The 14,940-nt window shown below is 39.0% G+C and carries 11 protein-coding genes and 1 pseudogene; 7 read left to right on the top strand and 5 right to left on the bottom strand.

Features of this window, described 5'->3' with window-relative positions:
• From VB775_RS15150 to VB775_RS15160, 3 genes and pseudogenes are all read left to right on the top strand, one after another.
• Nucleotides 1-608 (top strand): annotated as a pseudogene (locus VB775_RS15150) (hypothetical protein); the annotation flags it as partial.
• 283 nt (nucleotides 609-891) lie between these two features.
• On the top strand, nucleotides 892-1,773 hold the full coding sequence (locus VB775_RS15155; protein ID WP_281010102.1) for an NAD(P)-dependent oxidoreductase: 882 nt from the start codon (nucleotides 892-894) through the stop codon (nucleotides 1,771-1,773).
• A 17-nt stretch (nucleotides 1,774-1,790) separates the two neighbouring features.
• Nucleotides 1,791-2,738, top strand: coding sequence for a zinc-binding dehydrogenase (locus VB775_RS15160; protein WP_281010101.1), 948 nt, complete (start codon nucleotides 1,791-1,793; stop codon nucleotides 2,736-2,738).
• A 331-nt stretch (nucleotides 2,739-3,069) separates the two neighbouring features.
• Here the strand turns inward: VB775_RS15160 and VB775_RS15165 are convergent, their stop codons facing one another.
• The gene (locus tag VB775_RS15165; protein ID WP_281010100.1) at nucleotides 3,070-6,135 is read right to left on the bottom strand and encodes a hypothetical protein; all 3,066 of its coding nucleotides are present in this window, start codon (nucleotides 6,133-6,135) and stop codon (nucleotides 3,070-3,072) included.
• Nucleotides 6,136-6,197: 62 nt separating this feature from the next.
• Here VB775_RS15165 and VB775_RS15170 point away from each other — a divergent pair, with 62 nt between their 5' ends.
• Nucleotides 6,198-6,362, top strand: a complete 165-nt coding sequence (locus tag VB775_RS15170) for a hypothetical protein (protein ID WP_323216851.1) — start codon at nucleotides 6,198-6,200, stop codon at nucleotides 6,360-6,362.
• A 94-nt stretch (nucleotides 6,363-6,456) separates the two neighbouring features.
• Here the strand turns inward: VB775_RS15170 and VB775_RS15175 are convergent, their stop codons facing one another.
• Together VB775_RS15175 and VB775_RS15180 are read right to left on the bottom strand one after the other, a co-directional pair.
• Nucleotides 6,457-8,865: a hypothetical protein gene (locus VB775_RS15175; protein WP_281010098.1), complete on the bottom strand. Its 2,409-nt coding sequence runs from the start codon at nucleotides 8,863-8,865 to the stop codon at nucleotides 6,457-6,459.
• A gap of 2 nt (nucleotides 8,866-8,867) precedes the next feature.
• On the bottom strand, nucleotides 8,868-9,908 hold the full coding sequence (locus VB775_RS15180; protein ID WP_281010097.1) for a PIN domain-containing protein: 1,041 nt from the start codon (nucleotides 9,906-9,908) through the stop codon (nucleotides 8,868-8,870).
• 211 nt (nucleotides 9,909-10,119) lie between these two features.
• Between VB775_RS15180 and VB775_RS15185 the strand changes: the two genes are divergently transcribed.
• Both VB775_RS15185 and VB775_RS15190 read left to right on the top strand, forming a co-directional pair.
• Nucleotides 10,120-10,473: a hypothetical protein gene (locus tag VB775_RS15185; protein ID WP_281010096.1), complete on the top strand. Its 354-nt coding sequence runs from the start codon at nucleotides 10,120-10,122 to the stop codon at nucleotides 10,471-10,473.
• Nucleotides 10,470-10,922: a type II toxin-antitoxin system VapC family toxin gene (locus VB775_RS15190; protein ID WP_281010095.1), complete on the top strand. Its 453-nt coding sequence runs from the start codon at nucleotides 10,470-10,472 to the stop codon at nucleotides 10,920-10,922. Before VB775_RS15185 ends, VB775_RS15190 begins: the two co-directional genes overlap by 4 nt.
• A 21-nt stretch (nucleotides 10,923-10,943) precedes the next feature.
• On the opposite strand, the gene mfd is transcribed toward VB775_RS15190, so the two are convergent.
• Together mfd and VB775_RS15200 are read right to left on the bottom strand one after the other, a co-directional pair.
• On the bottom strand, nucleotides 10,944-14,282 hold the full coding sequence (gene mfd, locus VB775_RS15195) for a transcription-repair coupling factor (RefSeq protein ID WP_281010174.1): 3,339 nt from the start codon (nucleotides 14,280-14,282) through the stop codon (nucleotides 10,944-10,946).
• An 8-nt stretch (nucleotides 14,283-14,290) separates the two neighbouring features.
• Nucleotides 14,291-14,533: a DUF4926 domain-containing protein gene (locus VB775_RS15200; RefSeq protein WP_094536058.1), complete on the bottom strand. Its 243-nt coding sequence runs from the start codon at nucleotides 14,531-14,533 to the stop codon at nucleotides 14,291-14,293.
• Between the two features lie 164 nt (nucleotides 14,534-14,697).
• On the opposite strand from VB775_RS15200, the gene VB775_RS15205 reads away from it, so the two are divergent.
• Nucleotides 14,698-14,940 (top strand): helix-turn-helix transcriptional regulator (locus tag VB775_RS15205; protein WP_323216853.1); only part of this gene is annotated, 243 nt, incomplete at its 3' end.

Below are 14,940 nucleotides of genomic sequence, written 5' to 3' on the forward strand. Positions count from 1 at the left end.
GTATTTCCTATAGTTTTGGAGATAACAGCATTCAAGGTAATGAATTAGGAAAAGAGTTTAGCTGGGGCGGACTCCAGAAGTATTTGCAGGTAAGTTACGATCCAGTGCGGGATATGCCAATTATTCTAAAGATGCAGGGCGCTAATTCTAAAGCGACAAGTCAAGAATCTTCTCCTCAAGCATCCGAAGGACTACCAGATAGTTTATTTGCCGAGCTTGCGCTGGAACTAGAAAGACTGCGATCTCTACAATTACCCAACCCAATTCAGCCTGAGAATGTGCTTGAAAATAAGATCTCAATCACCCCAGAACATGAAGGCATGGATAAGGCTCATCTTGTCGCCGCGCTCTGCCATCAACTCCTCAATGAGCTAGGGGCTGATAATTTTGGAGAAACGGGCAAGAATTCTTACCGTATTCAACGAAGTGGAGATGCTCTGACAGTTGAGAATTTACGAGGCGATCGCCAAATTATCTTGCAGGTTAAGGGGCAGGAAATTGAGTTTGCCAATTTGAGCGAATTTGATATCCAACAATTTGAGCAGGCTTGGGAGCATCGATCTCAAGCACTGCAACAAAGTATTGACTCACAAGCCAAAATTGTATGAGCTACCATGAGACAGTTTTGCATTTTGCCAATGCACGTTAGCCATTAGGAGCCTATAACCTAATCATCGGTAAAGCCATAATTTTTCATGTGGATGACCATAAATGGCGATCGCTACCATATCAATAGATTTGTACCCATCAGCAGAATGGGATCGCCATTTAGGGCTTGCTTCATGACGGGATCTAGTGTTAGGCTCATAGCAAAGTAATCTACGATAACTCCAAGTATTTACCGTAGATTATTGATACAAATAACTTAAACTCGCTTCTGCGGATTACTATATGACACTGCAAAAGGTTGGCATTTTGAGTCCAGGTGACATGGGACAGGCGATCGCCATCGTGCTTTCCCAACATGGATTGCATACCTTGGCAGCTCTAGACGGTCGCAGCGATCGCACGCGCCAGTTAGCGGCTGAGGCAAAGATTGAGGATGTTGGCTCGCTCAAAAATCTGGTAATCGAAGCCGATCTGATCCTGTCGGTGCTGGTTCCATCTGCTGCCACAGAAGCCGCAGAGCAAATTGCGCCAATAATTCGGGCAGTCGGTAAACCATTGCTCTATGTCGATGCAAATGCGATCGCCCCCGACCGCGTTAAACGAATTGGGCAGATTATCACGGAAGCAGGTGGGCAGTTTGTGGATGCATCGATTATTGGTCCACCACCACGGGTTCCCGACCAGACCCGCATTTATGCCTCTGGCACTCACGCAAATCAACTGCTTCCCCTGCGAGACTATGGACTGGATATTCGCGTCATTGGCGATGAAATTGGACAGGCTTCGGGACTAAAGATGTGTTACGCCGCCCTAACCAAAGGATTAACCGCGATCGGCACTGAACTGCTGATTGCGGCGCATGAACTGGGCTTAGATGCTCCCTTAGAAGCGGAACTAACCAATAGTCAATCAGGATTGTTGAACCATTTAAGCCGAACGATTCCAGGGATGACACCAAAGGCGCATCGCTGGATTGGGGAAATGGAAGAGATTGCCGATACGTTTAAATCACTGGGTTTAACGGAATATATCTTCCAAGGTGCGGCAGATATCTATCGCTTAGTCAAAGATACCTCCCTCGGCAAAGAAACTCCAGAGGAACGCGATCGCGATCGCTCCCTCTCTCAAGTCATCACGACCTTAGCAAACGAAATCAAGAAATAAAATAGAGGAATTCCATCATGAGTAAAATTCGAGCCGTTGTCGTCGATCCCACTGTTACAGGAAGATTGGTTCTCCGTGAATTCGATGCACCTAATCCTGCCCCCCATGAAGCATTGGTGCGAGTGGCATCCATTTCGCTGAATCGTGGAGAAGTCAGGCGATCGACCACAGCCGACGCAGGTTGGCGACCAGGATGGGATTTAGCTGGCGTAGTCGAAACTGCTGCTGCCGATGGTTCGGGTCCAAATCAAGGAGCAAGGGTTGTGGGCTTGTTGCGCTTTGGGGCTTGGGGAGAATTGGTAGCAGTTCCCACCGAAACCTTGGCAGAATTACCTGATTCAGTCTCCTTTGCCCAAGCCGCAACATTACCTGTGGCGGGGTTAACTGCCTATCATGCGCTTTTGCAAGGCGGTTCACTGTTAGAGAAGCCCGTACTAATCACGGCGGCGACAGGGGGTGTGGGCAATTTTGCGATCCAGTTAGCCAAACTATCGGGAGCGCGAGTGGTTGCCCATATTCGCAAACCAGAGGATGAAGCCTTGGTCAAAGCGGCTGGAGCCGATGCAGTGGTGCTGGGAGAAGACCTTAGCAATGACAAATTTGGTCCCTATCATCTGATTGCGGAATCAGTGGGCGGTAAAGTACTTGGCGATGCCCTCGGTTTGATCGCGCCCGATGGAGTACTTGTGTCGTTTGGAACCTCTGGTGGCGGTGAAGTGACCTTCAATGCGTCGCGGTTTTATGGTATCGGCGGTGCGAAGCTGTACGGATTGATTTTATTCCGAGAACTAAAGGCAGTGGAATCCGCAGCGATCGGGCTGAATCGGTTAGGAAATCTCGTTGCCACGGGTCAAATTCGCACGCCTATTAGCATAGAAGCTTCGTGGACAAAGGTTGCCGAAGTCGCTCAGCAGCTACTCGATCGCCAGTATTCAGGTAAAGCCGTCCTGCACATTGCGGATTAAGGAATCCGTAGGATTTAGAATGAAGCTATAGACATGACCAAACTTCGCTGTGCCATCCTCCATGACTACCAAAACGTTGCCTTGACCATAACGGGTTAGTCACCGATTAACAATCAGGTAGAAATAAAATCTTTTCACCAGCATTTCAATGACGAAGGTGATCGCAGTTCGGAATGTTCGAGATTTGCGCGTAGTTTAGCTACTTACATTTGTATAAATATGGTCTAATCTTTGTAGAGTTAAATCTAGCGCTTTAGTAATCGAGAGTAGTAAGTAGTAAATTATGTCAAATGATAGCGATCGCACTCAGTCTATTTCTGTCAAGCTTGAATTAGGGATAAGAGAGGTTATTGCTATCATTGTTAGGGATGAGAAACCCAACAAAGTTTGGATCAAGCTCCAAGCTAAATCTCTCATAAATTTCTATTAAAACTCGACTTCGCAAGTAATTTTCTTGCTGTGTCTTATCCCCTTTCTCTGTAAGCCAATCGATACTTGGGCTAATGTTAAGGAATTCATTCATTAGTGTGTCATTTTCTGCAAATGCTTGAATGTTAAATGCTATGTGTTTTTTAATCTGATGATATTTAGTAGTTTCTTCAACTGGAGAGTATTGAACGAGTTTACCTAAACGATTCTTGTCAATAACAAGAAGTGCGCTTTTTGGAATATCTGGTTCAGGGTTTATTGGAGGATAATAATTAAAAATAGGAATCTTATGATCTTGAGAATAAGCATATAATCCAATAAAACCAGACAGGTTAACTAGTTCTAAAGCTTCATCTATTTCGTTCAAACTTGACTTAACTTGAAATTTTCGATTGTTATACAATTGTTCAGGGATGGAATTAATATTTATAATTATCAGATTATCACATTTACCATTATAAGAATCAATAACTTCATCTAAGGTCATTTCTTTTCTGACGGAAGCCTTAATGATTTTTAGTAGTAATTGAGAATCTTCTTTTCTAGCTAAACTTTGTCCAAAATTAATTCCTGAATTTCCGTAACTTACATACCACTGCTCAAAGAACATTTCTTTGTCCCAAATATTCGGAGTAGAGCTAATCTTTTCAAGATCTGGGCTTGATATAACATATTCATCCAATCTAATATCACAGAGTTTTAAAACTTCAAATAAATTTCGTACAGATACTAACTCATAATATCCTTTTAAGAAATCTTCTTGGAATTCTTCAACTTTTGTATTACTAATTTTTTGATAGCATACTAACTCTTGAATTTGTTTGTCAGCCTCTAATTTTAGGCTTTCTAGAAAAGGAATTAGACTTCCTTCAATAATGTCATTTGTTTGCTTTATATCGAAATATAATTCATTGAATAAATTTGGTATAGAACTTAGATCTCTTGATAGAGAGATAAGACGATTTACAACATATTCAATTCTATCTAGATGATAAGAATCTAGAACCTTAAATCTGTTAATTAGTTCTTGGTTATTTAAACTGTTTTTTACTGGTTGCCGACTCTGATTAAAAAATTCTCGCAATAGTAATACAAGAAAGTAGATATCGTAATATCTTTCACTACCATGATGATCTTCCCAATATATAGGTAAACCTCTTTCTGCAAAAGAAGTGTGAAAATACATATTAAAGAGTGTTGTTAAAGATTCTGGAATAATCACTGAGCCAATCCAATTTGCACTTGCATATTTCGGTTGTCGATAATTCCATAGCTTATCCAAATAATCAAAACGCTCCTTAAAAATACACCAAGACCCTAAATCGAAGATCAAATCAATTAAATGATTAAATTTGAACCTTGATTCAATACTGGATAAAGTTTTATCTAATAGCTGATCATATTTATCATATTCCTGTTCTAATTGCTTATGGGATGTATTGTATATACTTATAATGCTTAAAGTAGAATAAATAAGAATTTTTATTCGTAATAGTTTGACAAACATCTTACTGATTATGTCTTTTGTGGCAGTCCTATCTTTGAACAGTATTATTAATATATATAAATTGTTCTGTATAAATATTCGCCAATCTTGTTGCAATCTTACTTGAGATATATCATTAGCTATTAATTTAGTAGTGTTTTTTGTATCACTATATAAACTTCTACATTCTTGTAATTCCTCTAGTGTTTGTATTTGTTCTCCCATCAGAATTAACTCTCTTATATTTTTATTGATTTTACGGTTTATTTTGTATATTTCGTAAAATCTATTTAATAAATTGGATGGCATATTTCCAATATTAGAGTTATAATTGATTCCATCATGTAGCATTGAAATCAATCCACTAAATAATTGAGTTTTAGTAGAAGAAATAATTTCTCGTGTGGATCGAATAAAATTTTCATCATATAGAGATAAATATTCGATATTGAATTTGTTTTTAAATACTATATTGATGTACCACATAAAAGACGAAGTGTAGTCTAATTCTTGATAGTTTGATTGATTAGTGTATTGAGATTTTGTTATTGCCCTTAATAAAGTGTCTACCAAATCGTAATAATTTTTCCCTTGAGATAATAGTCTCAATAGCCAAGTTAGATTAGAGGTTGTAAACTTTATTGTTTCGACATTTTGGACTTCGATGGATACTTCACGTAGCCGAATAAGCTGACTTATTATAGCTTTAATAAAAATAGAATACTTTTTAGAATTAGCATCTGAGATGGATAGCAACTGAGAATCATCTATATTATCTAGTCGAAAAATTATTTCGATGTAATTTTTGATTTTATGTAATGAATCAATTATATATTCATTACTATTACGTTTTTTAATTTCAAATACACATATGTCTCCAATCCCCTCTAGAGATTTGACAAATTTTTTCTGTTCTTTTTGAAATCTCTTGTCAGTTAGTTCTTTTCCTATAACAATATTTAAGGGTCTTTCTAAATCAACGAACAACTTATCTATTAAGAATTTGGTGTTAGTCACGTATCGCAAAAAATCATAAAAAAAGTAACCCAAGGTAACAATAGCTGTAACAAAAAGAGTTAAGACAGTCCAAGCAAGATAAAAATGCCAATCTTTATCTAAATCTTTTATGGCAAATTTAAGAAATACTGCTAACAAACTATTAATAAAAAGTAACCCCATAAGAATGATAAAGTGCCACTGACTTTCAATCTTTCTTATAATTATCCTTGATTGGTATCGTTCAGAAATTTGAGAAATGATTTGAAAACTGAGAGGAATTGCGATCGCTATGATTGCAGCTTGATATGCGACCACATCAGATACAAACCCTATTTGAGGTGTGATACTTTTAAACCATGTTGATATGTTATTCCAGAAAAACCAAGTTCCACATACAGCGAGTGCTAAACCTAAAACAAACCAAACAATACTTTTTTTGATAAGACTATACATTTCTAAAATCCACCAATATAGTTCGCTCATATTTTAGCTGTCAGGATGCATTGAGAACAAGCAAGTGCAAGATTATCCACATCATCCGTACCGTGTCGCAGTCTAATTACCGAAACTACTATCGTGAAGCCGTCGAAGATATACAGGCTTTGATTGCTTCAAGAGTATTGATAAAACATTTACTAAATCCCACATTTTACTTAGTACTTGAAGAATGTATGTATGTTACTAATCCACATTTTGAGACATTACTATAAGCTTTAACTATAAGTATTTGGCATAAGGTAATGGATAATATTAATAATAGCAATCTAAAAAAACAAAATTTGATCTAAAAAAGAACAAAAGCTATTATTCCCTATACTGATGTTTCATTAAAATAATTCTTTCTTTTGCCCTTATTTCTTCACTGTCAATCATACGATCTAACATTGCTGTGTAGTCTTCTGCAAAACCTCTAATTTTAGAATCATCATTTTCAAGCCAAAATTCTATCTCTGTTTTTTTCCTTTTATAGGCTTCAACAAATCCATACTCACCAGTCACAACACCAGTACTCTGTAAAATCATCATGATTTCATTAAGTTCTCTTCTGCCTTCCGGTAATCTTTTTATAAGTTCGGTGATAACATCATATATGTTATGGTTTTCATGATAGTTTTTGAGAATCTCTAGGATAAACTGATAATCTTCCTCACCTCCTTCTTGTATCAGATTAAGGATCTCATTTTTGAGATTCTCTTCAAACTCAGGGAAAATATTGCTGATTAATTTTCCACATAAATGACAAAATAATCTTGATCTATCATTGATGCACCATTGTCTTATTATTCTAATTGTTTGCTCATGAATTTTGGATAGGGGAGCGCGTAATTGATCAAAACCGAAGGGTACGGGTTCATAATCTCTTTTGTATTCTTCTTGGCTTATAGATTTGATCCGATTGCCAAAGAAATCAAGAATTTTTGTAGGATTACATTCAGCAATTGCAGCTAAGATATATTCACCCATATAATCTATTCGATCTAAGTAGGTTAGATTACTTAATACATCATCAATTGTCTTATCTTCCATAGTCTGAATTATAGTTTTTAGATTATCGCGATACCAGAAGTTTTGAATCCAATAACTATCTTGGTACTCTGTCAATACCTCTAAAATTCTCTGTAACAGGGTATTGAAAACTGTATTTGCATATTGTTCTAACTTGCAAAATAATGCCGATAAGCATTCGTAAAGTGTTCTTCGATCTTGTAAATTTATTGCAATCTCCGCAACTTCTATTAATAGATTTTGGTCAAAGTAATCTGCATATTCACATACTTTTGCCATCACCTGTAAGTGTTTTTCTTGTGCAAGCCATGATTTTGTAAATGTTTGAAATTCGTCTTTTTTATTTGATTGTAAAATACCTATTATTATTGGAACCATAAACCTATCTAAATGCTCATCATGTTCTCTGATTAGGCTTAAAGTAAAGTCTGGCAAATTTTTACCTATATTTTCAAGAAATCTACTAAAATAAGGGAAAGTAGCCATGTCATTAGACTGGATTTGCGACCAAGCTATGATACGTTTTTCCCATTGCTCATAATTTTCTGGACGAACATCATTAATTAATTCTTGCAACCGTTTTTCTCTATGCTGATTTTCTCTTTGGAATTCATTTTCTACATCTATATCTCCTATCTTAGGGTCATTCCCCTCATTACACCAAGAATTGAAAACTCCTCGAAAACCGATAAGTACTTTAAAAACCTGATATTCGTATTTAGTGTCTAGGATTGCCTTTACCTTGCATGCCGCATTCCTGACTGTCTGGTCAGTAAAATGGCGGTTGAGCCAGTATGCATCTTCTTCTATTACTTGGACAAGTTGTAAATCTTCTTCAGTATCCGCAATCTTTTCTGAGACTCCAAGAATATACTCCGTGTTCTTCTGAATGATTTGATAAAATTCGTTATCGTATTTTACTCTGTGAGGAGTTCTACAAGCATTTCGTAAAGTAACCAAAACAACTTTTTTGTCCTCTACATTTATTACAAGTTTATAGAGGTTCTCCAAGAAAATGATGCTTCTTTGTCGTATATCTACAAGGATATTATTGGCTATATGACTAGCAGTAGTATATGTAATATTTGAATAGCTGGAAGTTGTAGATTTTAATTCAGGAGAAAGGAGATTAGTGCAAACGGCAATTAGTCCGTTAAAATACTTTATTTTCTCTTCATTTAGGAGAGATTCTATTCTATCAATTATTTCTTGATGATCATCTAAGCCTCTCACTTTACAAACTTCTAAGTTATACCCAGCAATATCATTTATGCCTTCAATAGCTTGTCTTCTAATATTACTATCTTCATTACTACTGTACTTCAGAAAAATCATTAATATTTTCTTGATGTCGAAGTAGAAGTAACAAATATGTCGATAGCAATTGAGACATGCATTAATAAGTTTACTTTTGCTATATAAGAGAGAGACCATATCTTCAGAGATCATAAAAAATGGTTCATGAGTAACTTGCAGAGTCTCCAATCTTTGTAATAGACAATCAAGAATTGAAAATGCTTTTTCTGGGATGCGATAAGCGAAAGCATCAAGCAAATTAATATAGTCTTCAATGGTCTTGAAATCAGTTACTTCATTTAGAATCTTTTCTATCTTTCCAGCTTCTTTTTCTAGAGAAGTCAGAATAACATCTCCATCATTTTTGGCGAGTTGAATCAGTATATTCTTTCTAGTCTTGATATCAATCATTTTCAATCCTCATCTAATAACGATAAAACATCAGATAACACTTCATCGGCTGCATCTTTACATATCTTGATATCGACAGCTATATAGTAGTTTCCTGTATCTTCAATAACCTTTGAAACGTGGCTTAGATAATCAGCAGTACTTCTTATCTGCTCAGATGTGTAGCCATACTTCTGCTTGAGTCTTTCAATTAAAGTGTCTTTAGAAACTGCATTTTCTCCTTCTAACCAGTATATATAGCCTAGTACCCTTTGAAATAATTCTAGATTAAAGAGTTGAATTAAGCTTCCATCAGAATTATTTTCGTGAGAATCTTTGAATTCTGGTATATCTTGCAGAGAAGGAGTTTGTTCTTTGTCTTTTTGCTCTATGGCATCTAGTACTTCCCTTGCGTTGTCATATGTTTGAATACCCAACTCATTTTTAAATGAATTGTTTAAGCGCTTATCTCTACAAAGAACATAAAAGTTTGCCGTGGTTTCCGAAAAATCAAGTGCAGCCTCTAAAATCCAAGCGTCAGGAAAATGTTCTTTTCTTGCCGTCCGTGTCTTTGCATCTTCTCTGTTTTCTACTCCTTTTTCGCTATTTAATGGATTATTGAAGGGTGGCTTCCAATCAAAGTATCTTGTAAATGCACCTTCCGTATGATGAGGCTGTTTACTTAGAACGTATAACCTATTATCACTGACTAGCTTACTAGAATAAGCACTTACTTTGGAGTCTATGTCTTTCTCAAATGATTCAATAGAAATATTGGCAATAAAATGAGGGTTTTCATAAAGCCTAGAATAACCTGTTGTTGGGCTTTTATCCCAAGTATCGATTAGAGTGTCTATAGATTCTTTTACTCGTCTGGCTTTTTGAATAATCTCATCTCTCCACTGTGAACACCTCTCTTTTAGAACTAATTCTGGAATAACGATCTGTATATTTGCTTGTTTTGATTCTTCTAGTAATAATTGCCAATCAGGATCTTTCCAACTTACTCCTTTAAGGAAGCTGGTATCAATAAATATGATGGGTTTACTATCAGGAGTTGTCATCTAAAGCAATTGACTTTCGAGCATCAAGTATAAGTATGTAATAGAAATTTTGGCAAATTTTTTATTGTTTATTTTACCTCACCTTCTGCCCCTATGCTATTAGGTACTAAGAATTGAGGCGATCGCCCTTAATTTGCTGAAAATCAAAACAGCGATTTATATAGGGTAATATATAGCTAGTAAACGCTTGAGATTCCTATGGAGGTATAAAATGAAACAAAAACGAATTACAGATTTAACCATAGAAGATCTCAAAGCCGTGATTACTGAAGTAGTAGTTACGCAACTACAGCAATGGTTTGGCAAACCAAACTCATCAATTACCACAGTCAAACCAGAGCCAACCGTCCCTACCAATCAGCCCTACGTTAATGCTGAAGGCGTTTACATATTACCAACAAGGACACCCGAAGAAATTGCAGCAAGGGCAAAAGCATTGAGCGATCTTTTTAGTGAATGGGATCTCCGAGATGATGCTGATGAACAGCGAGAGACATGGGAATACTTGCAACAGGCTCTAGGCGAAGAATCGATAACTGAACGTCCACTCTCACTCACCGCATGATTGTTTTACTTGACTCAGCCCCACTCGGCATCCTATCAAACCCCAACTCCACCCCCGCCACCCTAGAATGCCGCTATTGGTCAGAGAGATTAGTTGCCAAGGGTTATAGGTTAATTGTTCCTGAAATTACCGACTACGAAGTTAGGCGAGAATTGCTAAGAGCCAACAAACTAGCAGGTATCAGGCGTTTAGATCAGCTAAAAAATAGATTGGAATATTTACCCCTGACCACAGCAACGATGCTGAAAGCTGCTGAACTTTGGGCAGAAGCGAGACAGACAGGTAAACCAACAGCCAGTCCAGATGCACTAGATGGCGATGTCATCCTTGCTGCACAAGCATCATTAATTGCCGAATCACAGGGCGATCGCATTGTCGTAGTCGCCACAACAAACGTAGGACATTTGGAAAGATTTGTAAACGCCAAATACTGGCAAGCGATCGCCTAAGTTACAGAAACAAACATAGATTCACTTCAAAAAACAGCCCAACCACTCAATCAAGAAATGCACCTGCTTATCCCCAGGCAGGAGAGCCAGACTCGTGATTTTAATTCTCCCCCTCTCGAAAGAGAAACGATAATAGAACTCAATCGGAATCTTCGCATGAAGCAACTCCCAAAGCGAATCCGTCAGCTTCGAGTCCAGAAACAGATCGCGCCCATCCTCCGACGCATAAATGCGAAACACCCCAACCTTCCGCGCCACCAACTTCAATTCCATCACCCTAAGTAATACCTGCGTTTCTTCAGGCAAAGTCCCATACAGACCCTCCCAAACCGCCGCCAACTTGAGAATTTCCTCCTTCGACTTCACCTTTGCCAAAGTCAAATAAGCATTAATCTTCTTCTCATTGTTCTCTATATAACTGTCAGGAATAAAAGCCACCAAACGCGGCAACTGAAGCTCAGTATCAGCAACTTCAGGCAAAATCTTCCCCCGCAACTCATTAATATATTCCTGAAGCAAATCCATATAGAGCGCAAAGCCAATCACATCCGCCTGACCCGACTGCTCCTCACCCAAGAGATCGCCCAATCCACGAATTTCCATATCGCGCATCGCTAGTTGATAACCCGAACCAAGCTGACTAAACTCCTGAATCGCATCCAATCTCCTCTTCGCTGAATCTGTCAACTCAAGGTTAGGCGGATACAGCAAATAAGAATGAGCCTGAATCCCCGCCCGACCAACCCGACCACGCAATTGATACAGTTGCGCCAAACCTAACTTATGAGCATCCTCAATCACAATCGTATTCACACGCGGAATGTCCAAACCCGACTCAATAATCGTCGTACAGAGGAGAATATCCGCCTCATTGTTATTAAAAGCGACCATCGCCGCCTCTAACTCCGACTCCTGCATCTGTCCATGCGCGATCGCCAATCTCACATTTGGTAACATTGCCTGCAAAGAAACAGCGATCGCATCAATCCCCTCAATACGCGGCACAACATAAAACACCTGACCACCACGGTCTAACTCATGACGAATCGCCGTTTTCACCAGTGACGCATCATAAGCAGACAAATGCGTTTGAATCGATCGCCTTGAGGGAGGAGGAGTCGCAATCACACTCATTTCCCGCACCCCAGAAAGAGCCGCATAGAGAGTACGCGGAATCGGCGTAGCACTCAAAGTCAATGAATCCACATCCCCCTTCATAGTCTTGATTTTTTCCTTCTGCACCGTGCCAAAGCGTTGTTCCTCATCAATCACCAGCAAACCCAAATCGTGAAACTCAACATCCTTAGACAACAGTTGATGCGTACCGACAATGACTTGTACCTCACCATCCGCAACCCTTTCTAAAACCTGCTTGCGCTCCTTCGCAGGGCGAAACCGATTCACGATCTCCACAGTGAAAGGATAAGCCGCAAACCGAGTTTGGAGCGTATGAAAATGCTGTTGTGCCAGAATCGTCGTGGGAGCTAACAGAGCCACTTGCTTACCCGCACAAACCGCTTTAAAAATAGCCCTTACCGCCACCTCCGTTTTACCAAAGCCGACATCACCACAAATCAGCCGATCCATTGGGCGATCGCTTTCCATATCTTGCTTCACATCTTGAACAGCTTTGACCTGATCGGGTGTGAGTTGATAGGGAAAAGAATCCTCCATCTCCTGTTGCCAATCGGTATCAGGTGGGAAAGCATAGCCAACTAAATTGGCGCGACGGACATAGAGTTGTAGTAAATCCCTCGCTAACTTGTAAATCTCCTTTTGGCATTTGCTCAGAGCGTTATCCCAGCCCTTTGTATTGGCGATGCTGTTTAACTTAGGCGGCTTATTAGAAGCACTGCGATAGCGGGAGAGGATTTTCTCATTTTCCTGCACGATCGCCACCGCAGTCTTACCATCAGCAAACTCAACGATGTAATGCGGTTGCTTTTCCCCTTTCACTTCAATGGTTTCAAAGCGCGTAAATTTGCCAATCCCATACTTACGATGCACGACATAATCACCAACATTTAGTTCGTCAGGATTAACTGACTTAGCCGTATTCATTCGTGAAGGATGCACAAAGGTGGGTGAGGCTAATAATTGCTGTCCAAATAACTCGCGATCGGTCAAGAGGGCAAGCTTACAACTAGGCAAAACAAAGCCTTGCATTTCCATCAGTCCCGAATATTTCAAAATCACTGGTTTACCAGCTTTCTGAATCCGCGTAATGGACTGTAAATCATCAGAATCACTGACAAAGTTAGCAATGCAGTCATATTCCTTGAGCAAAGTTGCCACGCGCAAAGGTTGAGCCGAAATCAGGGTGACTTGATATTCCGATTTGAGATATTCACGAATGAGAGACGCAATCTGGTCAAACTGATGGGGAACTATGGGAATAGAAGTACTGGCAAAGTTAAAAATATTGGCTTTAGGTTTAAGTGGTTGCTCGGTAAGTTGAAGCATCTGAAATTTCTTCGCCTCAGTCATGCACTTAGCAAAGTCCCAATGCAGTTTCGGTGTATCGGCTTGCGATTGATTTTGATAAAGTTCATCGGCTGCTTCGTACCAGCGATCGCCATAGCTCTGACATTGTTCGGGTTCATCAATGGCAACAATAAAGTTTTTGGGTAAGTAATTCAGTAGTGTGGCTCTATGAGATGAGTTAAACTCATGTAAATCGACAGGGGCGATCGCGATGCTGGATAGGTCAGTGAAGCTTTTTGGATTAGTGGGGTCAAACTCTCTGATTTTCTCGACAGTACCACGATTGCAGCTTAGGCGCACGGGTAGATTTCGATTAACAGGAAATACTTCAAAACTAAATCCTTTGTGGCTCCATTGTTTTGATTCCTTTACTTCTTTGACTTCTGCATATCCCAATCTTGCCAGAGCCTCGGCAAGTAATTTAACCGATTGCGAATCGCCGATATTGAGATAGAGATTATGTTTTTGGAAGACTTGAGTGGATGGTAGATGGAGCTGTAGTGCTTTAATGGTAGTAGCGATCGCTAAGTTATGCTGTGGTTTGGCAAGTAGTTCCGCTAATATCTCAATCTTTGTCCAAGCAGTTTCTAAATCGATTTGGCTAGATTCGTAGGGAAATGTATCAAGGGGAGGGTATAGATAGACGCGCCATGACATTGACTGAAGTTGCAAAGCCCATCGGGTTGCTTCTTCGACGGTGGCGGTGACGATGAGTAATGGTTTGGTTTGTTGTTGACAGAGGTGAGTGCTAACTAGTCCTTTGCCTAAGCGTGATAGTCCTGATAGGGATATGCTTTTGGCTGTTTTGAGTTTCTCGCCTATTTTTGTGGCGATGGTTGACTGGGCTATATTCTCTAGGACTGCTGTGAAGGTCATGGGTATAGTCATGAATAGACTAATTCAGGTTCATTGATAAGGCGTAATAGCTTGACAGGTTCGATTGTTTCCATAGCAAATGTATTGCCTTTTTTATCGGTAAAGTCGATTAGGAACGCTTTGTTATCAAAGGACATTAAAACTGTTCCCATTTGTCCTCTTCGCAGTAGGATTTGCTGATGAGTGACTTTATGCGTAGCGATCGCATCTTCTGTTAAAGCAACAAGGTCATATTCTTGGATTTCGTTCATAGTTGTTTTTCTAATCAATAGGCTAATTTCATTGGCTATGATTTGGAGATTGTGGGTTGTGCTTATTGTAGCAAGGTTGTTATAGGCGATCGCTAAATCTATACTTGACTTATTATATAAAATTTTGTATAATTTAGTAGTATTTTAGATATATGTAAAAAACTATGTCAATCAAGTTTTACGAAAGTCCGTTTCATGCGATCGAGGAGCCTGAAGTCGCTAGTAAGTCGGTTTTGAAGGCTGACTTGACGATCATGATTAGAGACATAATTGAAGATAAAGGTTGGACACAAAAGGAAGCGGCTGAAAGGTTGGCGGTTACTCAGCCGCGTGTGTCGGACATTGTGAATGGAAAAATTGATAAATTTACTTTGGATATGCTGTTTTCAATGTTAGATAAGCTCGGA

It is taken from the genome of Pseudanabaena sp. CCNP1317, assembly GCF_034931345.1.
GTDB classification, from domain to species: Bacteria; Cyanobacteriota; Cyanobacteriia; order Pseudanabaenales; family Pseudanabaenaceae; genus Pseudanabaena; species Pseudanabaena galeata.